This is a genomic window from Ruegeria sp. BG9 (assembly GCF_056538305.1).
Genome location: NZ_JBQFSY010000004.1, coordinates 359,280 through 383,775, shown reverse-complemented (window position 1 = coordinate 383,775; position 24,496 = coordinate 359,280). Strand labels below are relative to the sequence as shown.

The following is a 24,496-nucleotide window of genomic DNA, read 5'->3' as shown; positions in this document are numbered from 1 at the left end:
CTTCGTCGTCAACCTGGTCAACTTTGTTCAGGAACACGACCATCTTCGGGATGCCAACCTGGCGGCCCAGCAGGATGTGCTCGCGGGTCTGGGGCATCGGGCCGTCAGCAGCGTTCACAACCAGGATCGCGCCGTCCATCTGAGCAGCACCGGTGATCATGTTCTTGACGTAGTCGGCGTGACCGGGGCAGTCAACGTGCGCGTAGTGGCGGTTCTCGGTCTCGTATTCCACGTGGGCGGTCGAGATGGTGATGCCGCGCGCTTTCTCTTCCGGCGCACCGTCAATTTGGTCATACGCTTTGAAGTCACCAAAATACTTGGTGATCGCTGCGGTCAGCGTCGTCTTACCATGGTCAACGTGCCCAATCGTGCCGATGTTGACGTGCGGTTTTGTACGCTCAAACTTTTCCTTTGCCATGATGGCCTCCTTTTTCGGTAATGAAGGGAGCGTGATACCCACGCTCCCTCAAATCTTTGGTTATGCGTATTTCGCTTGGATCTCGTCCGAGATGTTCTGCGGAACCGGATCGTAGTGGTCGAACTGCATGGTGAACTGGGCACGGCCCGACGACATCGAACGCAGAGTGTTGATGTAGCCAAACATGTTCGCCAGCGGAACGAACGCGTCGATTGCGATCGCGTTGCCGCGCGGTTCCTGACCAGACACCTGGCCACGACGCGAGGTCAGGTCGCCGATGATACCGCCGGTGTATTCTTCCGGGGTGATCACTTCGACCTTCATGATCGGTTCCAGCAGTTTCGCGCCAGCTTTGCGCATGCCTTCACGCATACACATACGGGCCGCGATTTCGAACGCCAGAACGCTCGAGTCAACGTCGTGGAACTTACCGTCCAGCAGGGCAACCTTGAAGTCGATCACGGGGAAGCCAGCCAGAGGGCCGCTGTCCATAACCGACTGGATGCCTTTTTCGACACCCGGGATGTATTCCTTCGGAACGGCACCACCAACGATGCGGCTTTCGAACGAATAACCTTCGCCCGGCTCGGTCGGAGTGATCTCGAGTTTAACCTCACCGAACTGACCCGAACCACCCGACTGTTTCTTGTGGGTGTAGGTGTGCTCGACCGGCATCGAGATGGTTTCGCGATAGGCCACCTGAGGAGCACCGATGTTCGCTTCAACCTTGAACTCACGCTTCAGACGGTCAACCAGGATGTCCAGGTGAAGTTCACCCATGCCCTTCATGATGGTCTGACCCGATTCCAGGTCGGTTTCCACACGGAAGGACGGGTCTTCGGCGGCCAGACGGGCCAGACCCTGGGACATCTTCTCTTGGTCGCCCTTGGTTTTGGGCTCAACCGCGATCTCGATCACCGGATCGGGGAAGGTCATGGTTTCAAGAACCACCGGATCCTTCGCGTCACACAGGGTGTCACCGGTGGTGGTGTCTTTCAGACCCGCCAGCGCGATGATGTCGCCTGCAAACGCTTCTTCGATCTCTTCCCGGTTGTTCGAGTGCATCATCATCATACGACCGATGCGCTCTTTCTTACCTTTGGTCGAGTTCAGGATCGAGTCACCCTTGTTCATGGTGCCCGAGTAGATCCGGGTGAAGGTCAGCGAGCCAACAAAGGGGTCGTTCATGATTTTGAACGCCAGACCCGAGAAGGCCATTTCGTCGTCTGCACGACGTGCGATGTCACGAACTTCTTCCTCGTCGCCGGGTTTGAAGCCCATGTAATCGACAACGTCCAGCGGGCTGGGCAGATAATCGATCACAGCGTTGAGCAGCGGCTGAACGCCTTTGTTCTTGAACGCCGAACCACCCAGAACCGGAACGAACGCGATGTCCAGCGTACCTTTGCGCAGCAGGGCGCGCAGGGTCGGAACGTCGGGCTCATTGCCTTCCAGGTATTCCATCATCGCGTCGTCGTCCATTTCGACGGCCGCTTCGATCATCTTGCCGCGCCATTCGTCAGCCATGTCTTTCAGGCTGTCGCGGATCGGAGCTTTGATCCAGCTTGCGCCCAGATCTTCACCCTGCCACAACCACTCTTCCATGGTGACCAGGTCGATCAGACCTTCCAGCTCGGACTCGGCGCCGATCGGAATACCAACCGGAACAGCGCGTGCGCCGGTGCGGTCTTCGATCATGCGAACGCAGTTGAAGAAGTCTGCGCCGATCTTGTCCATTTTGTTGACGAAAACCATACGCGGAACTTTGTAGCGGTCAGCCTGACGCCACACGGTTTCGGTCTGGGGCTCAACACCTGCGTTTGCGTCCAGAACGCAGACGGCACCGTCGAGAACCGCCAACGAACGCTCAACCTCGATGGTGAAGTCAACGTGGCCGGGGGTGTCGATGATGTTCAGGCGGTGCTTGGGGGTATCGGCGGTCTGACCGTCCTCGGTGCGCTCCCAGAAAGTGGTGGTCGCAGCCGAAGTGATGGTGATGCCGCGTTCCTGCTCCTGCTCCATCCAGTCCATGGTGGCTGCACCATCGTGCACCTCACCGATGTTGTGGGATTTACCAGTGTAATACAGGATACGCTCCGAGCAGGTGGTCTTACCTGCGTCAATGTGCGCCATGATACCGAAGTTACGGTATAGTTCGAGCGGATATTCGCGTGCCATTTTTGATAAGCCTCTGAATTACCAACGGTAGTGGCTGAAGGCTTTGTTCGCCTCGGCCATCTTGTGGGTGTCTTCGCGCTTCTTCACGGCGGTACCGCGGGACTGTACAGCGTCCAGCAGTTCGCCGGCGAGGCGTTCTTCCATGGTGTTTTCGTTGCGGCCACGCGCAGCAGTGATCAGCCAACGGATGGCCAGTGCTTCGCGGCGCTCGGGGCGCACTTCGACCGGAACCTGATAGGTTGCACCACCAACGCGGCGCGAGCGAACCTCGACCGACGGTTTGATGTTGTCGAGTGCTTCGTGGAATACTTCGACAGGTGCGCGCTTGATTTTGTTCTCAACGCGGTCAAACGCGTTGTAAACGATGCGCTCTGCAACCGACTTCTTGCCGTCGATCATCAGGTTGTTCATGAATTTGGTCAGTACCTTGTCGCCAAATTTGGCGTCGGGCAGGACTTCGCGTTTTTCGGCGGCGTGACGACGTGACATATCAGCCTCTCCTTCTTACTTGGGACGCTTCGCGCCGTATTTCGAACGACGCTGCTTACGGTCTTTGACGCCCTGAGTATCCAGAACACCGCGCAGGATGTGGTAACGCACACCGGGAAGGTCTTTTACACGGCCGCCACGGATCAGAACAACGGAGTGTTCCTGCAGGTTGTGGCTTTCACCGGGGATGTACGAGATGACCTCGAACCCGTTGGTCAGGCGCACCTTGGCAACCTTACGCATAGCCGAGTTCGGCTTCTTCGGTGTGGTGGTATATACACGTGTGCAGACGCCGCGTTTCTGCGGGCACTGCTCCAGGTGCATGGACTTCGAGCGTTTTACTTTGGGCTGCCGCGGCTTGCGGATCAGCTGTTGAATAGTTGGCATTCCGGTTTCTTCCCCGTTTTGCAACACACATGACATGCACGCGCATTGCGTGCGGTTAAATTTGCTGCACTTATGCGTCCACAAGCGCAAAACCCGCGAGCGTTCCCATTCCGAGGTGAACGTCGCGGTTGGTTATCAGAGGACGCGAACTGCAAAATTGTCCGGGTCTTGACCAGTTCATTACTGAAATCGGTTTTGGGGCGGCCCCCGGTACCGAGATGACGCGCGTAATAGGGGGAGTCGGCCCAAGTGTCAACAGCACTTACCCCAGTGCGCCAAACTGGCCGGATTGCGCTGTGATATCAACGATTGCGAGCATGGGCCAGCCTCTTCTGGCGTTGCGGGTGCAGGCATCGCCCGGCATAGTGCGCGCAGAACAGATTTGCGATGGATGACAAATGCAGGTTATCGGCCTTTGCCGCTTTTCCTTTCCGGCCCTTGGCAGCTTTCAGACCGAACATGAAACCCTGGATGATCGGCGTCGTCACCTCTACAGCCCCACCCGTCTGGAAGAGAGGTTCCGGCTATTCGAATCCTCGACCCTGCCCTGTTTTCGCGAACACACCGACGAGGATTTCGAGCTGCTGGTGGTGATCGGAGACTGCCTGCCGAAAGATGCCTATGACCGGCTGCACGACCTGACAGCAGATGTGAAACAGGTCCGGATCGTTCAGGAATCGCCTAGGGCCGACAAATCGCATCGCCATATCATGAAAGATATCCTGAACGCGGCCCGCAAAGACCCGGCTCAGCCTTGCATCCAATTCCGCCACGACGATGACGACGCGGTATCCGTGGATTTCGTTGAACGTCTGCGCGAATCCGCCCGCGACAGCAAGGGCCTGATGGAGCGCAACACCTTTGTCGGCATTGATTTCAATCAGGGCTTCTTTGCCCGTCTCAACGCCGATGGGATCACAGCGAAACCGACGCATAAACCGCTTTTGGGCGTGGGTCTTGGAATGCATATCGCAGGCGGCTGCAAACAGACGATCATCAGCTTTACCCATCATCGCATGGGCCGCTTCATGCCCGTCGTCAGCTATACCGATGCACCGATGTGGGTGCGTTCACTCAACGGGTTCAACGATTCACGCGGGGCGCGCAACTATGACCGCGAACTCTCGGCCCTCACCCCCGAGCTTGAGGGAGAGTTCATCGCCCGTTTTGCCATTGATCAAACCATCGTCCGGCAGGTTCACGGCGCGCCCTGAGTTGTCCTTTCGCGGAACAGGGTAAACAAACCGGCGGCGACAACCAGCCCGGCGCCGAGCAAAGTCACCGCATCGGGCCATTCGCCAAACACAACCCAGCCTAGCCCCAAGGCCCAAATCAGGCTGGAGTATCGGAAAGGGGCGATAAAACCGACCTCGCCTTCTCGCATCACCATCACGCTGCATAGATATCCGATAAGGACAAATACAGCCGCCGAGGCCACCAGAACAGCATTGCCGCCGGACAGGTTGACCCAGCCCTCAAACGTCGACACCAAACCCGCCGCGACCGAGATCGACAGCGAAGTGGCAAGGGTCACCACCAGTGATGGAACCTGCGGTGACATGCGCCGGGTGATCAAGTCTCGGATCGTCACCGAGACCACGGCCAGCAACGCATAGATCGCGTAGACGCTGAACCCGTCCGGGCCGGGCCGAACGATCAGCAGCATGCCCATGAACCCGACAACAATCGCCATGATGCGACGCCAGCCGATATGTTCCGAGAAGAACAGAACTGCCCCCAAGGTCACGGTCAGCGGCAACACCTGAAGAACCGCAGTCACATTCGCCAACGGCATGTTCTTGAGCGCAGTCAGAAAGAAAAACGTCGCAGATAGTTCGGCAACACAGCGAATTGAGACCAACCATTTGTCATGCCGCGAAAAATTCAGATGCAACGCCCCAAGATGGCGCGCCAACCCGTAAACAAGCAGAGTCGCCAAAGCCCCCCGGATCGCAACCAACTGAAACAAGGGCAATTCTCGCAGCGCGATTTTGACCAGCGTGTCATTCACTGTAAACGCGGCCATGCTGGCCATCATCAGCAGTGCGCCTTTAACATTTGGACTCATTCAAACAATACTCGGCCTTCAAACAATGGCGGTATTCACGCTTCAATCTCACGCAAAGTCAATTCGCGCGTCTCGATCCTAAAATTTTTTCACGAAGAGCAACTGTAACCGGTTGTTTTCCAGTCGCTTCAGTCCGTCATCTGGGCTGATGGCGTCGATTTAGAGATCGCGATCTCCTCATCCGTCATCTCTTCTTCCACCCCTTCAAACAACGGGGTCGAAAGATACCGTTCGCCGGTATCTGGGAGCATCACTAGCATCACCGATCCGTCCGGCGCGGTTTCAGCCAGTTTCATCGCCACCGCAAATGTGGACCCGCCCGATACGCCGGTGAAAATCCCCTCTTCCGCAGCCAGACGGCGCGACCAGGCAATACCGTCTACGCCGGGCACGGGGATCAACTCATCATAGAAGCCGTTATCTATGGCCTCCTGCAAGACCCAGGGAATGAAATCAGGCGTCCAGCCCTGGATCGGATGCGGCTCGAAGTTCGGATGGCTTTCTGTCGGCTGGTGCGTGTCGTTGCGGGTGTTCACATAGCCCGACGAGACAATCGCCGCATTCGCAGGTTCCGTCAGGATAATCTTCGTGTCCGGGCGTTCTTTCCTCAGAACCCGCGCCACGCCCGAGACGGTTCCGCCAGTGCCATAACCCGTCACCCAATAGTCGAGCTTCTGCCCGTCGAAATCCGCCAGAATCTCCCGCGCGGTGGTGTTTTCATGAATGTCGGCATTTGCCGCGGTTTCAAACTGACTGGCGAGGAACCAGCCATTCTGCTCGGCCAGCTCCTTGGCTTTGGTATACATGCCGAACCCTTTCTGGGCGCGCGGAGTCAGGACAACCTTGGCCCCCAGGAACCGCATCAGCTTGCGCCGCTCGACCGAAAAACTGTCGGCCATGGTCACAACCAGAGGATAGCCCTTGGCCGCACAGACCATCGCCAGCCCAATCCCGGTATTGCCCGAGGTCGCCTCAACCACCGTCTGACCTGGTTTCAGCCGACCGTCTCGCTCGGCCGCTTCGATGATGTTCAGCGCCAGTCGGTCCTTGACGGAACTGGCCGGGTTAAACGCTTCGAACTTCACATAGACTGTTACGTTTGAGGGCGCGATTCTGTTGATCCGCACGCAGGGCGTGTCTCCGACAGTGTCCAGAATGCTGTCATACAGGCGCTTGCGCCCTTGCGTTTGCCGAGTTGTCATGGCGGCCCCCTCCTCTGCTTTGCGCAACCATGCCACAAACCGGGTCACATTGATAATTTTCTTTGCGAAAGAGCGCTTCGGGGGGCGCAAACAAAAAGGCCCCGCGAAATCGCAGGGCCTTTTCTTTCTCTCATATCCGAAGGTTACTCGCGGCTTTCCGGTGTTTCCACCAGAACGTCCAGCTCATCCCCTACCATGTCGTCGTCAAAGCTAGGCGCGGCCAGAGCAGCGGCTGCTTCGGCCTCTTCCCGGCGGGCTTCGATGACCACGTTGTCACGCGACTGCGCGATATGGCGAACGGCCTGAGTTGCACCACCGGTACCGGCGGGGATCAGACGACCAACGATGACGTTCTCTTTCAGGCCAACCAGCTTGTCCTTCTTGCCCTGAACCGAAGCTTCGGTCAGCACACGAGTGGTTTCCTGGAACGACGCCGCCGAGATGAACGAACGCGTTTGCAGCGAGGCTTTGGTGATCCCTAGAAGGATCGGCTCGCCCTGTGCCGGACGACCACCGCGGGCAATGGTCTTCTCGTTGGCCGCGTCGAACTCTTGCTTGTCGACATGTTCGCCCTTCAGCAGGGTGGTGTCGCCTGAATCCAGGATCTCCCACTTCTGCAGCATCTGGCGCACGATGACCTCGATGTGCTTGTCGTTGATCTTCACGCCCTGCAGACGATACACGTCCTGCACTTCGTCGATCATGTAATCCGCCAGCGCTTCGACACCCATGATGGACAGGATGTCATGCGGAGCCGGGTTACCGTCCATCAGGTACTCACCCTTCTGGATGAAGTCCCCTTCGGCGACCGGGATGTGCTTGCCCTTGGGTACCATGTACTCGATGGTCTCCATGGACTCGTCAGCCGGTTCGATGCTGATGCGGCGCTTGTTCTTGTAGTCGCGACCGAAGCGCACGTAACCATCGGCTTCTGCGATGATCGCGTGATCTTTCGGACGACGCGCTTCGAACAGTTCGGCCACACGCGGCAGACCACCGGTGATGTCCTTGGTCTTGGCACCTTCACGCGGGATACGCGCAACAACGTCACCGGCTTCGACCTTCTGACCGTCTTCGACCGACAGGATCGCATCCACCGACATCGGATAGTGAACCGGGTTGCCCGCGTCGTTGCGGACCGGTTCGCCATCTTCGCCGACCAGAATGATCTCGGGCTTGAGGTCGCTGCCTTTGGGGGCCGCGCGCCAGTCGATCACGATCTTCTGGGTCATACCGGTTGCTTCGTCGGTCTCGTCGCGGACAGCAAGGCCCGAAACCAGGTCAACATATTTCGCAGTACCGGCTTTCTCGGCGATGATCGGCAGGGTGTAGGGATCCCACTCGAACAGCTTGTCGCCACGGGCCACTTTGGTGCCGTCTTTGACGAACAGCTTAGAGCCGTAGCCCAGCTTGAAGCTGGCACGCTCTTCGCCGTGTTCGTCGTTGATCACCAGCTTCATGTTCCGGCCCATGACCAGGCTTTCGCCTGCGGCATTGACCAGGATCTGCGGGTTCTCGAACGCGACAACGCCTTCCTGGTTGGCTTCCTGGAACGACTGCTGACCACCTTGCGCAACACCGCCGATGTGGAAGGTCCGCATGGTCAGCTGTGTACCGGGCTCACCGATGGACTGCGCGGCGATGATGCCGACGGCTTCACCTGTGTTCACCATGGTACCACGCGCAAGGTCACGACCGTAGCAGGTTGCACAGACGCCTTCCTCGGACTCACAGGTCAGAGGCGAGCGGATGCGCATCGACGCAACACCGGCTTCGTCGATGGTGTCTGCCATGCGCTCGTCGATCAACTGGCCTGCGGCCACGATCACCTCATCGGTGCCCGGGCGCAGAACATCGTCAGCCGCCACACGGCCCAGCACACGTTCGGCCAGCGAGGCAACAACCTCACCGTCGTTAACGGCGGCTTCGGCAGTAATCGCACGCTCGGTGCCGCAGTCGATCTCACGAACGATGCAGTCTTGTGCCACGTCCACCAGACGACGGGTCAGGTAACCCGAGTTCGCCGTCTTCAGAGCGGTGTCCGACAGACCCTTACGGGCACCGTGGGTCGAGTTGAAGTACTCGAGAACGGTCAGACCTTCTTTAAAGTTCGAGATGATCGGCGTCTCGATGATGTCACCGTTCGGCTTGGCCATCAGGCCGCGCATACCGCCCAGCTGCTTCATCTGAGTAACCGAGCCACGCGCACCGGAGTGGGCCATCATGTAGACCGAGTTCGGTTCCTGCTCGGAGCCATCCTCTGCCCGATCCGACGACGAGATCGTGCTCATCATAGCCTCGGTGACGCGGTCGTTACACTTCGACCAGGCATCAACAACTTTGTTGTACTTTTCGCCCTGAGTGATCAGGCCGTCCATGTACTGCTGTTCAAAGTCCTTCACCTGACCGCGGGTGTCATCAACGATGCCCCACTTGTCGTCCGGAATGACCATGTCGTCCTTACCGAACGAGATGCCCGCCTTGAAGGCTTCTTTGAAGCCCATCGACATGATCTGGTCACAGAAGATGACCGACTCTTTCTGACCGCAATAGCGGTAGACGGTGTCGATCACCTGCTGCACTTCTTTCTTCCGCAGTAGACGGTTGACCAGATCGAACGGCGCTTTGTTGTTCATCGGCAGCAACGCACCCAGACGCAGACGGCCCGGAGTGGTTTCATAGCGCTTCTGAACTTCGTTGCCTTCGTCGTCGATCTGCGTGATCCGCGCGGTGATTTTCGAGTGCAGATGCACTTCGCCGGAATCCAGAGCGTGCTGAACTTCGTCGATCGACCCGAACACCTTGCCTTCGCCCGGCATACCTTCGCGTTCCAGGGTCACATAGTAGAGACCCAGGATCATATCCTGCGACGGAACGATGATCGGTGCGCCGTTTGCAGGCGACAGAACGTTGTTCGTCGACATCATCAGAACACGGGCTTCCAGCTGGGCCTCAAGGCTCAGCGGGACGTGAACGGCCATCTGGTCACCGTCGAAGTCGGCGTTAAAGGCCGAACAGACCAGCGGGTGCAGCTGGATGGCTTTACCTTCGATCAGGACCGGCTCGAACGCCTGAATGCCAAGACGGTGCAGCGTCGGCGCACGGTTCAGCATGACAGGGTGTTCGCGGATCACCTCGTCGAGGATATCCCAAACTTCGGGACGCTCTTTTTCGACTAGTTTCTTCGCCTGCTTCACGGTCGAAGACAGCCCCTTGGCTTCAAGGCGCGAGTAGATGAACGGCTTGAACAGCTCCAGCGCCATCTTCTTGGGTAGACCACACTGATGCAGCTTGAGTTCCGGACCGGTCACGATGACCGAGCGGCCCGAGAAGTCGACCCGCTTACCCAGAAGGTTCTGACGGAAGCGACCCTGCTTACCTTTCAGCATGTCCGACAGCGATTTCAGCGGACGCTTGTTGGCGCCGGTGATCACGCGGCCGCGACGGCCGTTGTCGAACAGAGCGTCAACAGATTCCTGCAGCATCCGCTTTTCGTTGCGGACGATGATGTCAGGTGCGCGCAGTTCGATCAGACGCTTCAGACGGTTGTTCCGGTTGATGACGCGGCGATACAGATCGTTCAGATCCGAGGTCGCAAAACGGCCACCATCCAGCGGAACCAGCGGACGCAGTTCTGGCGGAATGACCGGGATCACAGTCATCACCATCCACTCGGGCCGGTTGCCCGACTCGAGGAAGCTCTCAACAACCTTCAGACGCTTGATGATCTTCTTGGGCTTCAGCTCGCCGGTTGCTTCGGCCAGATCAGCACGCAGCTGCTCGGCTTCGGCTTCCAGATCGATCTGGGCCAGCATCTCACGGATAGCTTCAGCACCGATATTCGCGGTGAACGCGTCCATGCCATAGGCATCCTGAGCGTCCATGTACTCTTCTTCGGTCAGCATCTGGCCATAGGTCAGGTCAGTCAGACCGGGCTCGATGACGACATAGTTTTCAAAGTACAGAACGCGTTCCAGATCGCGCAGCGTCATGTCCAGCATCAGACCGATGCGGGACGGCAGCGATTTCAGGAACCAGATATGTGCAACAGGCGCGGCCAGTTCGATGTGGCCCATACGCTCGCGGCGGACTTTCTGCAGGGTGACTTCCACACCGCATTTCTCGCAGACAACGCCACGATACTTCATCCGCTTATATTTGCCACACAGACATTCGTAGTCTTTGATCGGGCCAAAGATACGCGCGCAGAACAGACCGTCACGTTCGGGCTTGAACGTCCGGTAGTTGATGGTTTCGGGTTTCTTGATCTCGCCATAGGACCAAGACAGGATCCGCTCGGGCGACGCCAGCGAGACCTTGATCTCGTCAAAGACCTTCGGGGGCGTCAGCGGGTTGAACGGGTTGTTGGTGATTTCCTGGTTCATTTGTTACCTCAAATCTTGCGGAAGGGGGGACGGGAGAAAGGGCAGCGCCCTTACTCCTCAACCTCCGCATCCAGGAGTTCCATATTCAGGCCGAGGCCACGGACTTCTTTAACCAGAACGTTGAACGATTCCGGTACGCCCGCTTCAAAGTTATCCTCGCCCTTGACGATCGACTCATAGACCTTGGTTCGGCCGGCGACGTCATCCGATTTCACGGTGAGCATCTCCTGCAGGGTGTAGGCGGCGCCGTAAGCTTCCAGAGCCCAGACCTCCATCTCACCAAAGCGCTGACCACCGAACTGCGCCTTACCACCCAGCGGCTGCTGGGTAACCAGGCTGTACGGACCGGTCGAACGCGCGTGGATCTTGTCGTCCACCAGGTGGTGCAGTTTCAGCAGGTACTTGATGCCCACGGTCACCGGACGCGCGAATTGCTCACCGGTACGACCGTCGAACAGAACCGACTGACCGCTTTCAGAGAAGCCCGCACGCACCAGCGCGTCGTTGACGTCAGCCTCTTTGGCGCCGTCGAAGACAGGGGTTGCGATCGGAACACCGCGGGTCACATTGCCCGCAGCCTCGATCAGGCCATCCTCGTCCAGACCGGTGATGCCTTCTTCGTAGACATTCTCGCCATAGGCCAGCTTCATCGCTTCGCGAACAGGGGTCAGATCGCCAGAGCGGCGGTATTCACCCAGAGCGTCGTCGATGTTCAGACCCAGACCGCGTGCGGCCCAACCCATGTGGGTTTCAAGGATCTGACCAACGTTCATACGCGAAGGCACACCAAGCGGGTTCAGACAGAAGTCTACCGGCGTACCATCGGCCAGGAACGGCATGTCTTCCATCGGAACAACCTTGGAGATCACACCTTTGTTCCCGTGACGACCGGCCATCTTATCGCCCGGCTGCAGCTTGCGCTTCACGGCGATAAAGACTTTGACCATCTTCATCACACCCGGCGGCAAGTCGTCACCACGGCGGACTTTCTCGACCTTGTCTTCGAAACGGGCGTCCAGAGCACGCTTTTGCACTTCGTATTGCTCGTTCAGAGCCTCAACGATCTGTGCATCCTGTTCACCTTCCAGCGCCAACTGCCACCACTGACCACGGGTCAGGGTTTCCAGCAGGTCCTCGGTGATCGCCGACCCCGGCTTGACGCCTTTCGGGCCTTTGACAGCGGTTTTACCCAGGACCAGGCCCTGCAGACGCGCATAGATGTTGCGGTCCAGGATCGCCAGCTCGTCGTCCCGGTCACGGGCCAGACGTTCGACTTCCTCACGCTCGATCTGAAGCGCACGCTCGTCTTTTTCCACACCGTGACGGTTGAAGACGCGGACCTCAACGACCGTACCGTAATCACCCGGCTTCACGCGCAGCGATGTGTCGCGCACGTCAGATGCTTTCTCACCAAAGATGGCGCGCAGCAGCTTTTCTTCCGGGGTCATCGGGCTTTCGCCCTTCGGAGTGATCTTGCCGACCAGAATATCGCCCGGCTCAACATCCGCACCGATGTAAACGATGCCCGCCTCGTCGAGGTTGCGCAGCGCTTCTTCACCGACGTTCGGAATGTCGCGGGTGATCTCTTCCGGACCCAGTTTGGTGTCACGGGCAGCGACTTCGAATTCCTCGATATGGACTGAGGTAAAGACGTCGTCACGCGCGATACGTTCCGAGATCAGGATCGAGTCTTCGTAGTTGTAACCGTTCCACGGCATGAACGCGACGACCACGTTCTTACCAAGGGCTAGTTCACCCATATCGGTCGACGGACCATCAGCAATGACCTCGCCCTTCTGGACGGTGTCACCCACCTTGATCAGCGGACGCTGGTTGATGCAGGTGTTCTGGTTCGAACGCTGGAATTTACGCAGACGATAGATGTCAACGCCAGCGTCGCCCAGTTCCAGATCCTCAGTCGCGCGGATAACGATACGCTGGGCATCGACCTGGTCGATGATACCAGCGCGTTTCGCCTGAATCGCAGCGCCCGAGTCGATCGCGACCTTTTCCTCGATCCCGGTACCGACCAGCGGCGCTTCGGCGCGCAGCAGCGGAACCGCCTGACGTTGCATGTTCGAGCCCATCAGAGCGCGGTTGGCGTCGTCATTTTCAAGGAACGGGATCAGCGATGCGGCGACCGAGACCAGCTGTTTCGGCGACACGTCGATCAGGTCCACGTTCTCGCGCGGGGCGAGGGTGTAGTCACCAGCCTGACGGGTCGAGACCAGATCGTTGATGAACTTGCCATCAGCATCCAGCGTCGCGTTCGCCTGCGCCACGGTGTGACGCATTTCCTCGGTCGCGGACATGTAGTGAACCTCATCGGTCACCTCTGCGTCTTTGACGACGCGGTAGGGTGTTTCGATGAAGCCATACTTGTTCACGCGGGCGAATGTGGCCAGCGAGTTGATCAGACCGATGTTCGGACCTTCCGGCGTTTCAATCGGGCACATCCGGCCATAGTGGGTCGGGTGTACGTCGCGCACCTCAAAGCCTGCACGCTCACGCGTCAGACCACCGGGGCCAAGCGCCGAGAGACGGCGTTTGTGAGTAACTTCCGACAGTGGGTTGGTCTGGTCCATGAACTGCGACAGCTGCGACGAGCCGAAGAATTCGCGGACAGCAGCCGCAGCAGGTTTCGCATTGATCAGGTCCTGCGGCATGACAGTGTCGATCTCGACCGACGACATACGCTCTTTGATGGCGCGTTCCATGCGCAGCAGGCCAACGCGATACTGGTTTTCCATCAACTCGCCAACCGAACGCACACGACGGTTGCCGAGGTGGTCGATATCGTCGATGTCGCCTTTGCCGTCACGCAGTTCCACCAGTGCCTTGATGCAGGCCACGATGTCTTCGCGGCGCAGGGTGCGCAGGGTGTCCGGCGCGTCCAGAGCCAGACGCATGTTCATCTTCACACGGCCAACTGCGGACAGGTCGTAACGCTCGCTATCGAAGAACAGAGTGTCAAACAGAGCCGACGCGGCTTCGACGGTGGGCGGCTCACCCGGACGCATGACGCGGTAGATGTCCATGAGCGCGCTTTCGCGGTTCATGTTCTTGTCCTGCGCCATGGTGTTGCGCATGTACGGACCAACATTGACGTTGTCGATGTCCAGAACCGGAATGTCGGTGATACCCGCGTCGATCAGCTCTTTCGCGGTGCCGCCGATCAGATCGCCGTCCTTGTCATATTCCAGCGTCAGCTCGTCACCGGCTTCGACATAGATCGCACCGGTTTCTTCGTTGATGATGTCCTTGGCGACGTATTTGCCAACGATGTGATCGAACGGAACCAACAGGTCGGTGACAGTGCCTTCGTCGATCAGCTTTTTGACCGCGCGCGGGGTGACTTTCTTGCCCGCTTCGGCAATCACTTCACCAGATTTGGCGTCAACCAGATCATAGGTCGGACGGGTGCCGCGTACACGCTCGGGGAAGAACGGCGTGACCCAGCCCTTCTTCTTGTCCAACTTGTAGGACACAGTGTTGTAATACGCGTCCATGATCGCTTCCTGATCCAGACCCAGTGCATATAGCAGGGTTGTCACAGGCAGTTTGCGGCGACGGTCGATACGGGCGAAGACGATGTCTTTGGCGTCGAACTCAAAGTCCAGCCAGCTGCCGCGATACGGGATGATGCGGCAGGCAAACAGCAGTTTGCCCGAGGAATGGGTCTTGCCCTTGTCGTGGTCAAAGAACACACCGGGCGAGCGGTGCATCTGGGACACGATCACACGCTCGGTGCCGTTCACGATGAACGTCCCGTTCGGTGTCATCAGGGGCATGTCGCCCATGAATACGTCCTGTTCTTTGATGTCTTTGACCGATTTCGCGCCGGTGTCCTCATCGACATCAAACACGATCAGACGCAGAGTGACCTTCAGCGGTGCGCTGTAGGTCATGTCGCGCTGCATGCACTCTTCGACGTCGTATTTCGGTTTTTCCAGATCGTATTTCACGAACTCCAGAACGGAGGTTTCGTTGAAATCCTTGATCGGGAAAACCGACTGGAACACACCGTTGATGCCTTCGCCGTCCGTGGGCTGTTCTGCATCGCCGGAGCGCAGGAAAAGATCATAAGAAGATTTCTGTACCTCAATGAGGTTCGGCATCTCCAGCACTTCGCGGATTTTGCCGTAATATTTACGAAGACGTTTCTGGCCAAGGAACGTTTGAGCCATGTCAGATGTCACCTTTCGATGTTCTCAGCGGGCAAAGACACCGTCGGGCCCCGGCATCTTGCACATTCGAGACGACACGCCCGGATCAATTCGTGGCCACCGTCCCGAAGGCGGCCTCCCGATCCGAAAACCGTGTCTTAGAAAACGCCCCACGAATTGAGGCCCTTTCTAAGACAGGTTCGGCTGGACCCGGATTTCTCCGGACCCAGCCAAATTTTTCGGCACATCAGCGATGCGCCAGAGACTAAGCTTAGGCCAGTTCGACTTCGGCGCCAGCTGCTTCCAGCTTGGCTTTGACGTCTTCTGCTTCTGCTTTGTCCACGCCTTCTTTGATCTTGCCGCCGGCTTCGACCAGTTCCTTGGCTTCTTTCAGGCCCAGGCCGGTGATGCCGCGAACTTCTTTGATGACGTTGATTTTCGATGCGCCGGCGTTCTTCAGAACGACGTCGAATTCGGTTTTTTCTTCCTCAGCTGCACCGCCGGCGTCGCCACCAGCAGCCATGACAACTGCGCCGCCTGCTGCGGGCTCGATGCCGTATTCGTCTTTGAGGATGGTTTTCAGTTCTTGTGCTTCCAGCAGGGTCAGACCCACGATGCTTTCTGCGAGTGCTTTCAGATCAGCCATTTTATCAGCTCTTTCCGTTTACAGTGTGTGTTCCAACGTCAGGGGGTATCCCCTACGCAGATCATTCAGTGCCAACCGCTTACGCAGCTTCCGCCTTATCTTCGATGGTGGAAAGGATGCTTGCGATGTTGCTTGCAGGTGCGCCAATTGCACCGGCGATGTTCGAAGCAGGCGCGCCAAGCATACCAGCGATCGTAGCAATAAGCTCTTCACGCGACGGCATTTTCGACACGGCTGTAACACCAGCCCGGTCCAGAGCGTTCTCGCCCATTGCACCGCCAAGGATTTCGAACTTTTGGTTCTCTTTGGCGAAGTCCTCGGCCACCTTGGCTGCTGCCACAGGGTCCTCGGAATAGGTCAGAACGGTCATCCCTGTCAGCAGGTCGGCCATGCTTTCACACGGCTTACCCTCAAGGGCGATTTTGGCGAGCCTGTTCTTGGCAACACGCACGGAGCCACCCGCGTCACGAGCACGTGCGCGAAGGTCCTGCATCTCGGCAACTGTCAGACCGGCGTAGTGAGCAACCACTACGACGCCAGAGCTTTCGAAGATTTGGCCGAGTTCCTCGACCACTTTCTCTTTCTGGGCTCTATCCACAGTTCTCTCCAAGTTTGGGGCGATCACTCACCCCGGCTCATATTTGCCGAGGGGTTAACCCCAGCGTTCAGGTCCGTTGTTACGGGATTGGCCAAAATGCGCCCGAGGGTGGGACCCTCAGAATTCTTTGGTCTTACCCGTCTCAGGCAGGGAATTAAGGGCCATCTGGCACCACCCACCGTCTTGGACGAAACGAAATAAAGCGCACGACGAATCGCACGCTTTACTTCGCAGCCCTACTTAGGGCAGATGGAGGGGGTTTCCAAGGGGTAAATTGCCCCTATTTGCACTTGCGGCATCAGGTCCGAACCGCCCTTTGTATGCGGGGCGACCCGCAGAGCGGTCAATAGACGCCAGCAATGTCATTGACAGTGGGTTTCAGCTACGGTCACCTCCGGTATGAATGCCCGAAAACACTCCGGGCTTGAGGCAAAATGACAGCGGTTACTCTGGAAGAATTCGACAAGGCCAGTGCCTGCGCCCAAGAGTTGGCGCAGGACTGTCTGTGCACGCCCATCACGCAGATCCGGTTCCACTGCCGATCCCATGCATTTCCCGATAGCCGTCTGGTGTGGAAGGTCGAAACCTCGAACCGTTCCTACGCGCTGAAACTTGATACACTGTCGCCGGAAACAGGGCGCTTGCGCAAAGAGTTCGATCTGCTGGTGCAACTGACCGATCACTTCAAGAGGTCCAAAAACAATCGGGTCGTTCGCCCCGTCTACATGTCACCAAGCGGCGCATTCATGGTGACCGAGTTTGTCGCGCGTCCGACCGCGACAGACATCATCTACAACAGCGAAGACGACGCCCAGGTGGCACAAGTCTATCGCCGTGCGGGGTCGTGGCTGCATGACCTGCACGGGGTTCAAAACGCCACGGACTACGCGTTTCGGCCGCGTTGGATGATCGACAGCATATGCGAGCAGTCCACCCAAGTTCCCTCGCATATCTTGGAAATCAGCCAACCCATGGTCGAGGAATTTCTAGCCGAAGCCGCATCCTTGAAATACTGCCCTGACCTGCGCGTGTTTTCACATGGGGATTTTCACGGCCTGAACTTGATCATGGGCCAAGGCACCGCCATCGGGCTGGATTTCACCGAGGCCCGCGACAAGCTGGCCGTCTATGATATCGTCGACTTTCTGAAGGCGGATATCTTCCGGGACGGGGCCAATAGGGACATCGATCGAAGCGGCGTTCTGACCCGCAACAAGGAGATGTTCTTCCGCCAGTATCGCCACCCGATCGACACTCAGATCCTCGATTGCTGCCTGCGGGGCCGATTGCTGAAGGACTGGTTGCGTCTCTGGCAACCCAACTTCACGTGCAGCGAGTTCGAACTGCGCAAACGAGAGCGGCTACAAGTGCGCCTGCAACAGGCCTTTCGCTAAGGCAGCAAAAAACCCGAGCAACTTGCGCTACTCGGGTTTCAAGGATTGCTACGTCTGCGCTAAGGCTTATTCGCCTGCTGCAGCCGCCACGTCCAGAGTCACACCCGGGCCCATGGTCGAGCTCAGCGCGATCTTCTTCATGTAGGTGCCTTTGGCGCCCGACGGCTTGGCTTTCGCAACAGCCGAGATGAAGGCACGGACGTTTTCCGCCAGCTTGGCTTCGTCGAAGGACGCTTTGCCAACACCGGCGTGCACAACGCCACCTTTCTCAGCTTTGAACTGAACTTCACCACCTTTGGCTGCTTCCACGGCCGCTTTCACGTCCATGGTCACGGTGCCAACTTTGGGGTTCGGCATCAGGTTGCGCGGGCCCAGAACTTTACCCAGACGGCCAACGATCGGCATCATGTCAGGGGTCGCGATGCAGCGATCGAACTCGATGGTGCCGCCCTGGATGGTTTCCATCAGGTCTTCTGCGCCAACGATATCTGCACCTGCTTCTTTCGCTTCGTCTGCCTTGGGGCCACGAGCGAAAACAGCAACGCGCATCGCTTTACCGGTGCCGTTCGGCAGGCCAACGACGCCACGAACCATCTGGTCTGCGTGACGGGTGTCAACGCCCAGGTTCATCGCGATTTCGATGGTCTCGTCGAATTTCGAGGTCGCGTTGCCTTTTACCAGGGCAACTGCTTCTTCAACCGACAGGTTTTCTTTGCCGGCGACAGCTTCGCGCGCAGCGCGGGTACGTTTACCGAGTTTTGCCATCTTACTTCACCTCGATGCCCATAGAGCGGGCCGAGCCCAGGATGATCTGCATTGCGCCTTCGACGTCGTTGGCGTTCAGATCTTTCATTTTGGCTTCGGCGATTTCGCGAACCTGCTTGGTGGTCACGGTGGCCACGGTCTCACGACCTGGGTTCTCGGCCCCACGAGGACGGTTACGCTTGCCAACCGGCTTCAGACCAGCCGCTTTTTTCAGGTAATAAGACGCGGGCGGCGTCTTGATGTCCATCGTGAAGGACTTGTCCTGATAATAGGTGATCACGGTCGGGCAAGGAGCACCTTGCTCCATGTCTGCGGTCTTGGCGTTGAACGCCTTGCAGAATTCCATGATGTTGATGCCGCGCTGACCCAGCGCTGGACCAACTGGAGGCGACGGGTTCGCCTGACCTGCAGGAACCTGCAGTTTCATTGTACCAGCAAGCTTCTTAGCCATTTGGCTTTCCTTTCAACGTAGGCAGGACGCGTCCCACCCGGTTTATGTTGCGTGGTCCGATCCGGGATCGCGATCCCTGAAACCTCCCACGAGAGAATCTCGCCCGAAGACGATAGAGGCGGCATCTACAGTGGAATGGCGGGGTTGGCAAGTGGTCGACGCGCTCTCAACGACGACCACTTTGGATGCAGTCTTGCCAGGCGCAGCAAGACCGGCACAGCCCAAAGCCGCGCAGAACCAGCATTGGGGATGCCCTACTTCTTTACATCGCTGGCAAATCGGGCGGCGTTCTCTTTCGAAAACGCACTGGCATCTGCGTTAACGTCCCAAAACTGCGGGTTGCTTTTCGGGATGGTCAACGCTCTTTGAACCGCCGGGCGCGCGTCAATGCGATCGAACCAAGCCTGCAAATGCGGGAGACCTTCAACGCTCGCCCGTGCCCAAACATAGGCACGCGCCCAAGGGTACGTCATCATATCCGCGATTGTATACTCATCTGCGGCAAGCCAGTGGCGGCCGTCCAGTCGGGTGTTGAGAACTTCAAGCAGCCGTCGCGATTCATCAACATAGCGCTTGATCGAAAATGGCTCTGTATGGCCGTTCGGCGCTGCGATGTGTTGAAAGTACATGGCCTGCCCCATCATTGGTCCGACGTGACCAACCTGGAAAAACATCCATTGCATCACGTCCAAGCGCTTTTCCGGATCATCAGGAAGAAATTTCCCATATTTCTCGGCCAAGTGCCAAAGGATCGCACCGCTCTCGAAAATTGCGCGGTCCTGATCGCGGTCAACAATTGTCGGGATTTTCCCGTTTGGGCTCAACGACAGGTATTCAGGCGTTTTCTGCTCCTGTTTTGAAAAGTCGATAGCGGTCAGATCGTAGGGGATACCAGCCTCTTCCAGAAAAATGACTGGTTTATATCCGTTCATAGTTGCTGCGGTGTAGAGGTGAATTGCAGGTTGCGACATTTAAGTTCTCCAATAGAGATCGTTAATCCAATGGACCTTTCAAAAGCTGCGCACTAAATATCAAAAATCAACTAGTTTACTTTTTGTAACCTAGTCAGGGCAAAGGATGCACCGATGGAAGCGCATATTCACCAAGATCAACATGGCCGAAAAACGGTGAAAGACGCATGCGAAGCACCCTGCGCGATTGAACAAGGTATGCGTATCATCGGGGGTAAATGGACAGGATCAATCCTTTGGCATCTCAAGGATGGCCCGGTGCGTTTCAACAACCTGTCGAGGATGATCAGTGGCGCCAGCAAAAAGATGATCACAGAGCGGCTACGACAGCTTGAACAACAAGGCTTGGTTCGCCGCAACGTGCTGGATACGAGACCACTATCCGTGGACTACGAGATAACCGATTTCGGACGTACCGCCCTTGGCTTTCTGGATGAACTGCGCAAATGGAGCGAAAGTCTGCCCGCCGAGAAGCCCGACGAAGCAAACTGATATCAGGACCAACTCAGGTTGCCCGGTCCGGGCAATCAGCCCTGCTTGGTAACCTGCGTAAAGTCCAGCTCGACCGGCGTTTCCCGACCAAAGATCGAAACCGAGACTTTCAGCTTCTGGTTCTCGTCGTCCACGCCCTCGACCATGCCGTCGAAATCTTCGAACGGGCCGTCGTTGACCTTGACCTTCTCGCCGACCTCGAAGCTAATCATCAGCTTAGGCGCTTCTTCACCTTCCTGAACGCGGTTCAGGATCTGGTTCACTTCGGCGTCGCGCATCGGCATCGGGCGGCCTTGGGGACCAAGGAAACCGGTGACGCGGTTGATCGAGTTGATCAGGTGATAGCCCTGATCCGACATTTCCATGTGAACCAGCACGTAGCCGGGCATGAACCGGCGCTCGGTCGTGACTTTCTTGCCGCGACGGACTTCGATCACCTCTTCGGTGGGGACCAGTACTTCGTCGATATCGTCCTCAAGACCCTGTTCAGCCACCGACGTGCGGATCTGCTCTGCGATCTTCTTTTCGAAATTCGAAAGAACGCTGACCGAGTACCACCGTTTCGCCATGAACCTGTCGTCCTTGTTTGTCTTGGGCCAAGCCCCGCATCGCGGGTTCACCCTGTATTGAAATCCTGTCGCGGCCTGTCCGCGTGTTCCGGAATAAAAAGCGGCGCGCAGCCCGAATCGCCACACGCCCATTCCGAATAGTCCCGTGTGAAGTACTCTGAGATTCCGTGCTGTGCAAGGGGGGCTGCGGTGTTTCCGCGCTTGAGGGGCGTTAGCTGAACGCGCCCAGGATCAGTTGCAAACCGCCACGAATGCCCAGATCGACCAGAGCAAAGAAAACAGCGGTCAGAGCAGCCATGATGAACACCATGACCGTGGTCAACAGCACCTCGCGCCGGGTCGGCCAGATGACCTTGGAAACTTCGGCTCGAACTTGCTGAATGAACTGGATCGGGTTGGTGGTGGCCATTTGGCGGGTTCTCTCTGCTAGCGGATAGGCCGGACATAGCCGGGCATTGCGGCAATTTCAAGGGCGGTTGGGATCAACTGTGATTTTGCACCCTCAGCCAGCTACTGCTTGGGTTTGTCATCCCATTCATCGCTGAGGATACGGCGCGCATCGCCCTCGGGGTCTTCGTATTGGTTCGAGCGGACCGTGTAGACAAAAGCAACCAAGCCAATTCCGCCCAGAAACAGGGAAATCGGGATCAGATAAGCGAGCACTTCCATGACAGTTACCTCAGCCGCAGGGCATTCAAAGATACGGTAATCGACGAGGTCGACATCGCCAACGCTGCGATTAATGGCGTGGCTAGCCCGATCACCGCCAACGGCACCGCAATCACGTTATAGACCGTGGCAATCCGGAAATTCTCGCGAATCCGTTTCGTGGCTTTGACGGCTGTGTCGCAGGCATCCGCGATGGGGGACAAGTCAGTTCCCAGAAGTACGATGTCAGACGCAACGCGCGCCGCGTCCAGGGCCGAGGCAGGCGAGATCGACACATGCGCTGCCGCGAGGGCTGCCGTATCATTCAGGCCATCGCCCACCATAAGGACCTTGTGGCCCCGCTCGCTGAGGTCCTGAATGCGCTGCGCCTTGTCCTGAGGCAGCGCTTCGGCAATCCAGTTCTCGATCGCCAGTTTCACGGCCAGTGCTTTCACCGCCCCCGTCGAATCGCCTGAAATCAGGACCACCTGCTTTCCGGCCTTGGCAAAGCCCGAGACGGCCTCGGCCGCGCCCGGCCGCAAGGCATCGGTAAACCGGAAGGCCACCGGCGCGTTCGATCCAACTGACAGCCATGCAGAGGTCTCGACCCCTTGTTCCGCACCGACCCAAGCCGCACGTCCAAGGCGCACGCGCTGGTTTCGATACTGGGCTTCGGTGCCAAAGCCCGGAACCTCGGCGATATCGCGCAGCTTAGCGGGTTTGATCCCGGCCTCACGCGCCGCTTTGGCCAGAGCGACCGACAAGGGATGCGCCGATGCCTCAGCCAGAGCCAGTGCGATCTCAAGATCGGCCGTGGTGTGATAGCCCAGATTGATCACCTCGGGCGCGCCGGAGGTTAGAGTGCCGGTTTTGTCGAAGACGACCGTGTCGACCTCGGCCAGACGCTCCAGCGCGGTGGCGTGTTTTATCAGCATCCCCTTGCGGAACAACCGACCCGAGGCCGCCGTGGTCACCGCAGGAACCGCCAGCCCCAGAGCGCAAGGGCAAGTGATGATCAGCACCGCTGCCGCGATGTTCAGAGCCGTGCGCAGGTCGCCGGAATAGATGTACCAGCCCACAAAGCTGAGCGCCGACAGGATGTGAACGCCGGGGGCGTAAAGCTTGGCCGCTTTGTCCGCTAGCGAGGTGTATCTAGACCGGCCGGATTCGGCGATGGCCACGAGATCAGCCATACGATGGAGGGATGTATCTTCGCCAACCGCCGTGGCGCGGATGGTCAGAGGGCCGGTCAGGTTGACCTCGCCAGCGCTGACGATCTGGCCTGCCTCAGCAAATACAGGCAGGGTCTCACCCGTCAGCAGGGAGCGGTCCAATTCAGACTGGCCTGAGACAATCTGGCCATCCACCGGCATCCGCCCTCCGGGCCGCACAAGGATCAGGTCTCCGACGGCCAGGGCGGATACAGCGACTTCTTCTTCAGAGCCGTCGATCAGCCGAAGGGCACGAGGGACCTCTAGCGCTGTCAGCTCCTCAGCCGCGGACCGCGCGGCGGCGCGGGTGCGGTAGTCTGAGTATCGACCTGCCAGCAGAAAGAAGGTTAGCGTCAGCGCGGCGTCGAAATAGGCGTGTTCGCCGCTCAGCGCTGTTTCCCAAAGCGACGTCACCAGCGCCAGCAGAATCGCCAGAACGATCGGCACATCCATGTTCAGCCGACGCACGCGAAGGGCCGACCAAGCGTTGGCAAAGAAGGGCTGGGCCGAGAATGCTATCGCAGGCAGGGCGATTGCGGCAGAGATCCAGTGGAACATATCCCGCGTCGCGTCCGTCGCCCCCGACCAGACCGAGACCGACAGCAGCATCACGTTCATCGAGGCAAACCCGGCCACCGCCAAGCGCATCAGCAGGTCACGCCCCGCCTTGTTCGCACTGGTGGCCGACAGGGCACCAGCGTCCAGCTCATGCGCCTCATAACCCGCGTGCTCCAACACCGGTATCAGATCAGCAGCGCGCATTTCAGGCGCGGCTTTGATCATCGCACGTTTCAGGGTCAGGTTGACGCGCGCGTCCCCGACCCCCGGATGGGCGTTCAAAGCCCGCTCGACATTGGCGATACAAGCCGAGCAATGGATGCCGGGCAGAGACAACGCGATCTGAACATCCTCAGGGATCGGCCGCGCAGCTTCCGCCGGGGCGGCGATACACCCCGGACAAGCCGACGTACCTGAGGATAGCTGAACCGTCACCGCCCTACCCTTTCACGTACAGGGGTACCCGCTGAGCGAACTCGGCCCCTGAATGATCGCGGGCGACCAGACGGATGTTCCAGTTCCCCTTGCCCAGCGTCGCAGGCGTTGCATAGGCAAGCCCGTCAAAGGTGAAATCGGGCGAGAAATCATCGCGCACATGGGTTGCACGGCCCACAACGGCCTGCAACTCAGCCACCTGAACCGGCGCGCCGGTGGCATCGGTGATGTGCAGGATCAGCAGACCGCCCGTGTTTTCTGCGCGCACCTCCCAGCCCAACGCCTGATGCTCCTTCAGACGGTCGTTGAACTCCTGACTTGCAACGTAGGAGTTTTTGACCTCCAGCCCCGGGAAGGTTTTGACCGCGCTATAGGCCAGGATCAAGTTCACCGTGATGATCACACCAAAGGCACATACGAACACCGCAAGGGCGTGTTTACCGGTGAATTTCCGCTCGGACATGA

21 protein-coding genes are annotated in these 24,496 nt (G+C 58.1%); 3 read left to right on the top strand and 18 right to left on the bottom strand.

Annotation, left to right across the window (positions count from 1 at the left end):
- From ACR0I8_RS09585 to rpsL, 4 genes are all read right to left on the bottom strand, one after another.
- The coding region (locus ACR0I8_RS09585) for a GTP-binding protein (protein ID WP_480703070.1) at positions 1 to 418 on the bottom strand (418 nt) is incomplete at its 3' end.
- A 60-nt stretch (positions 419 to 478) separates the two neighbouring features.
- On the bottom strand, positions 479 to 2,596 hold the full coding sequence (gene fusA / locus ACR0I8_RS09580; RefSeq protein WP_170375372.1) for an elongation factor G: 2,118 nt from the start codon (positions 2,594 to 2,596) through the stop codon (positions 479 to 481).
- Between the two features lie 18 nt (positions 2,597 to 2,614).
- Complete coding sequence (gene rpsG, locus ACR0I8_RS09575; RefSeq protein ID WP_039529242.1) at positions 2,615 to 3,085, bottom strand: 30S ribosomal protein S7; 471 nt, start codon at positions 3,083 to 3,085, stop codon at positions 2,615 to 2,617.
- Between the two features lie 15 nt (positions 3,086 to 3,100).
- Positions 3,101 to 3,472, bottom strand: coding sequence for a 30S ribosomal protein S12 (rpsL, locus tag ACR0I8_RS09570; protein WP_005621086.1), 372 nt, complete (start codon positions 3,470 to 3,472; stop codon positions 3,101 to 3,103).
- Positions 3,473 to 3,870: 398 nt separating this feature from the next.
- Between rpsL and ACR0I8_RS09565 the strand changes: the two genes are divergently transcribed.
- Positions 3,871 to 4,686, top strand: coding sequence for a putative rhamnosyl transferase (locus ACR0I8_RS09565; protein ID WP_170690583.1), 816 nt, complete (start codon positions 3,871 to 3,873; stop codon positions 4,684 to 4,686).
- On the opposite strand, the gene ACR0I8_RS09560 is transcribed toward ACR0I8_RS09565, so the two are convergent.
- The 6 genes from ACR0I8_RS09560 to rplJ form a co-directional block, all read right to left on the bottom strand.
- Positions 4,671 to 5,540, bottom strand: coding sequence for a DMT family transporter (locus ACR0I8_RS09560; RefSeq protein WP_170690585.1), 870 nt, complete (start codon positions 5,538 to 5,540; stop codon positions 4,671 to 4,673). The genes ACR0I8_RS09565 and ACR0I8_RS09560 overlap by 16 nt on opposite strands.
- Before the next feature lie 128 nt (positions 5,541 to 5,668).
- Complete coding sequence (locus ACR0I8_RS09555; protein WP_170690586.1) at positions 5,669 to 6,742, bottom strand: pyridoxal-phosphate dependent enzyme; 1,074 nt, start codon at positions 6,740 to 6,742, stop codon at positions 5,669 to 5,671.
- A 143-nt stretch (positions 6,743 to 6,885) separates the two neighbouring features.
- Positions 6,886 to 11,127 (bottom strand): DNA-directed RNA polymerase subunit beta', encoded by a 4,242-nt coding sequence (rpoC, locus tag ACR0I8_RS09550; RefSeq protein ID WP_170471243.1) that lies wholly within the window; start codon positions 11,125 to 11,127, stop codon positions 6,886 to 6,888.
- 50 nt (positions 11,128 to 11,177) lie between these two features.
- A complete protein-coding gene (gene rpoB, locus ACR0I8_RS09545; RefSeq protein WP_170690588.1) occupies positions 11,178 to 15,314 on the bottom strand; it encodes a DNA-directed RNA polymerase subunit beta in 4,137 nt (1,378 codons plus the stop codon).
- Positions 15,315 to 15,564: 250 nt separating this feature from the next.
- Positions 15,565 to 15,939, bottom strand: coding sequence for a 50S ribosomal protein L7/L12 (rplL, locus tag ACR0I8_RS09540; protein ID WP_008204003.1), 375 nt, complete (start codon positions 15,937 to 15,939; stop codon positions 15,565 to 15,567).
- Between the two features lie 79 nt (positions 15,940 to 16,018).
- Positions 16,019 to 16,537: a 50S ribosomal protein L10 gene (gene rplJ / locus ACR0I8_RS09535; RefSeq protein ID WP_170690590.1), complete on the bottom strand. Its 519-nt coding sequence runs from the start codon at positions 16,535 to 16,537 to the stop codon at positions 16,019 to 16,021.
- 434 nt (positions 16,538 to 16,971) lie between these two features.
- On the opposite strand from rplJ, the gene ACR0I8_RS09530 reads away from it, so the two are divergent.
- Complete coding sequence (locus tag ACR0I8_RS09530; RefSeq protein WP_170690591.1) at positions 16,972 to 17,931, top strand: phosphotransferase; 960 nt, start codon at positions 16,972 to 16,974, stop codon at positions 17,929 to 17,931.
- A 66-nt stretch (positions 17,932 to 17,997) separates the two neighbouring features.
- Here the strand turns inward: ACR0I8_RS09530 and rplA are convergent, their stop codons facing one another.
- From rplA to ACR0I8_RS09515, 3 genes are all read right to left on the bottom strand, one after another.
- Positions 17,998 to 18,696, bottom strand: a complete 699-nt coding sequence (gene rplA, locus ACR0I8_RS09525; protein WP_170375389.1) for a 50S ribosomal protein L1 — start codon at positions 18,694 to 18,696, stop codon at positions 17,998 to 18,000.
- Between the two features lies 1 nt (position 18,697).
- Positions 18,698 to 19,147, bottom strand: coding sequence for a 50S ribosomal protein L11 (gene rplK / locus ACR0I8_RS09520; protein ID WP_113791694.1), 450 nt, complete (start codon positions 19,145 to 19,147; stop codon positions 18,698 to 18,700).
- Between the two features lie 254 nt (positions 19,148 to 19,401).
- A complete protein-coding gene (locus ACR0I8_RS09515; protein ID WP_170690593.1) occupies positions 19,402 to 20,118 on the bottom strand; it encodes a glutathione binding-like protein in 717 nt (238 codons plus the stop codon).
- A 114-nt stretch (positions 20,119 to 20,232) separates the two neighbouring features.
- Here ACR0I8_RS09515 and ACR0I8_RS09510 point away from each other — a divergent pair, with 114 nt between their 5' ends.
- Complete coding sequence (locus ACR0I8_RS09510; RefSeq protein WP_170690595.1) at positions 20,233 to 20,610, top strand: winged helix-turn-helix transcriptional regulator; 378 nt, start codon at positions 20,233 to 20,235, stop codon at positions 20,608 to 20,610.
- Positions 20,611 to 20,645: 35 nt separating this feature from the next.
- Here the strand turns inward: ACR0I8_RS09510 and nusG are convergent, their stop codons facing one another.
- From nusG to ACR0I8_RS09485, 5 genes are all read right to left on the bottom strand, one after another.
- Positions 20,646 to 21,179 (bottom strand): transcription termination/antitermination protein NusG, encoded by a 534-nt coding sequence (nusG, locus tag ACR0I8_RS09505; RefSeq protein ID WP_117872965.1) that lies wholly within the window; start codon positions 21,177 to 21,179, stop codon positions 20,646 to 20,648.
- Positions 21,180 to 21,390: 211 nt separating this feature from the next.
- The gene (secE, locus tag ACR0I8_RS09500; RefSeq protein WP_170690596.1) at positions 21,391 to 21,588 is read right to left on the bottom strand and encodes a preprotein translocase subunit SecE; all 198 of its coding nucleotides are present in this window, start codon (positions 21,586 to 21,588) and stop codon (positions 21,391 to 21,393) included.
- 101 nt (positions 21,589 to 21,689) lie between these two features.
- On the bottom strand, positions 21,690 to 21,848 hold the full coding sequence (ccoS, locus tag ACR0I8_RS09495) for a cbb3-type cytochrome oxidase assembly protein CcoS (RefSeq protein ID WP_170375394.1): 159 nt from the start codon (positions 21,846 to 21,848) through the stop codon (positions 21,690 to 21,692).
- A gap of 5 nt (positions 21,849 to 21,853) precedes the next feature.
- Entirely contained in the window at positions 21,854 to 24,031 is a 2,178-nt protein-coding gene (locus tag ACR0I8_RS09490) for a heavy metal translocating P-type ATPase (protein WP_480703066.1), read from the bottom strand.
- A 4-nt stretch (positions 24,032 to 24,035) separates the two neighbouring features.
- Positions 24,036 to 24,494, bottom strand: coding sequence for a FixH family protein (locus ACR0I8_RS09485; protein ID WP_170460237.1), 459 nt, complete (start codon positions 24,492 to 24,494; stop codon positions 24,036 to 24,038).
- Positions 24,495 to 24,496 lie beyond the last annotated feature (2 nt).

What these genes read in the sequence shown, in the direction of transcription:
- ACR0I8_RS09530 (WP_170690591.1), top strand. Translation starts at nt 16,972, where the DNA reads ATGACAGCGGTTACTCTGGAAGAATTCGACAAGGCCAGTGCCTGCGCC.
- ACR0I8_RS09515 (WP_170690593.1), bottom strand. Translation starts at nt 20,118, where the DNA reads ATGTCGCAACCTGCAATTCACCTCTACACCGCAGCAACTATGAACGGA.
- rplA (WP_170375389.1), bottom strand. Translation starts at nt 18,696, where the DNA reads ATGGCAAAACTCGGTAAACGTACCCGCGCTGCGCGCGAAGCTGTCGCC.
- rpsG (WP_039529242.1), bottom strand. Translation starts at nt 3,085, where the DNA reads ATGTCACGTCGTCACGCCGCCGAAAAACGCGAAGTCCTGCCCGACGCC.
- ACR0I8_RS09485 (WP_170460237.1), bottom strand. Translation starts at nt 24,494, where the DNA reads ATGTCCGAGCGGAAATTCACCGGTAAACACGCCCTTGCGGTGTTCGTA.
- fusA (WP_170375372.1), bottom strand. Translation starts at nt 2,596, where the DNA reads ATGGCACGCGAATATCCGCTCGAACTATACCGTAACTTCGGTATCATG.
- nusG (WP_117872965.1), bottom strand. Translation starts at nt 21,179, where the DNA reads ATGGCGAAACGGTGGTACTCGGTCAGCGTTCTTTCGAATTTCGAAAAG.
- rplL (WP_008204003.1), bottom strand. Translation starts at nt 15,939, where the DNA reads ATGGCTGATCTGAAAGCACTCGCAGAAAGCATCGTGGGTCTGACCCTG.
- rpoC (WP_170471243.1), bottom strand. Translation starts at nt 11,127, where the DNA reads ATGAACCAGGAAATCACCAACAACCCGTTCAACCCGCTGACGCCCCCG.
- rplK (WP_113791694.1), bottom strand. Translation starts at nt 19,147, where the DNA reads ATGGCTAAGAAGCTTGCTGGTACAATGAAACTGCAGGTTCCTGCAGGT.
- ACR0I8_RS09565 (WP_170690583.1), top strand. Translation starts at nt 3,871, where the DNA reads ATGCAGGTTATCGGCCTTTGCCGCTTTTCCTTTCCGGCCCTTGGCAGC.
- ACR0I8_RS09510 (WP_170690595.1), top strand. Translation starts at nt 20,233, where the DNA reads ATGGAAGCGCATATTCACCAAGATCAACATGGCCGAAAAACGGTGAAA.
- rpoB (WP_170690588.1), bottom strand. Translation starts at nt 15,314, where the DNA reads ATGGCTCAAACGTTCCTTGGCCAGAAACGTCTTCGTAAATATTACGGC.
- ccoS (WP_170375394.1), bottom strand. Translation starts at nt 21,848, where the DNA reads ATGGAAGTGCTCGCTTATCTGATCCCGATTTCCCTGTTTCTGGGCGGA.
- secE (WP_170690596.1), bottom strand. Translation starts at nt 21,588, where the DNA reads ATGGCCACCACCAACCCGATCCAGTTCATTCAGCAAGTTCGAGCCGAA.
- ACR0I8_RS09555 (WP_170690586.1), bottom strand. Translation starts at nt 6,742, where the DNA reads ATGACAACTCGGCAAACGCAAGGGCGCAAGCGCCTGTATGACAGCATT.
- rpsL (WP_005621086.1), bottom strand. Translation starts at nt 3,472, where the DNA reads ATGCCAACTATTCAACAGCTGATCCGCAAGCCGCGGCAGCCCAAAGTA.
- ACR0I8_RS09560 (WP_170690585.1), bottom strand. Translation starts at nt 5,540, where the DNA reads ATGAGTCCAAATGTTAAAGGCGCACTGCTGATGATGGCCAGCATGGCC.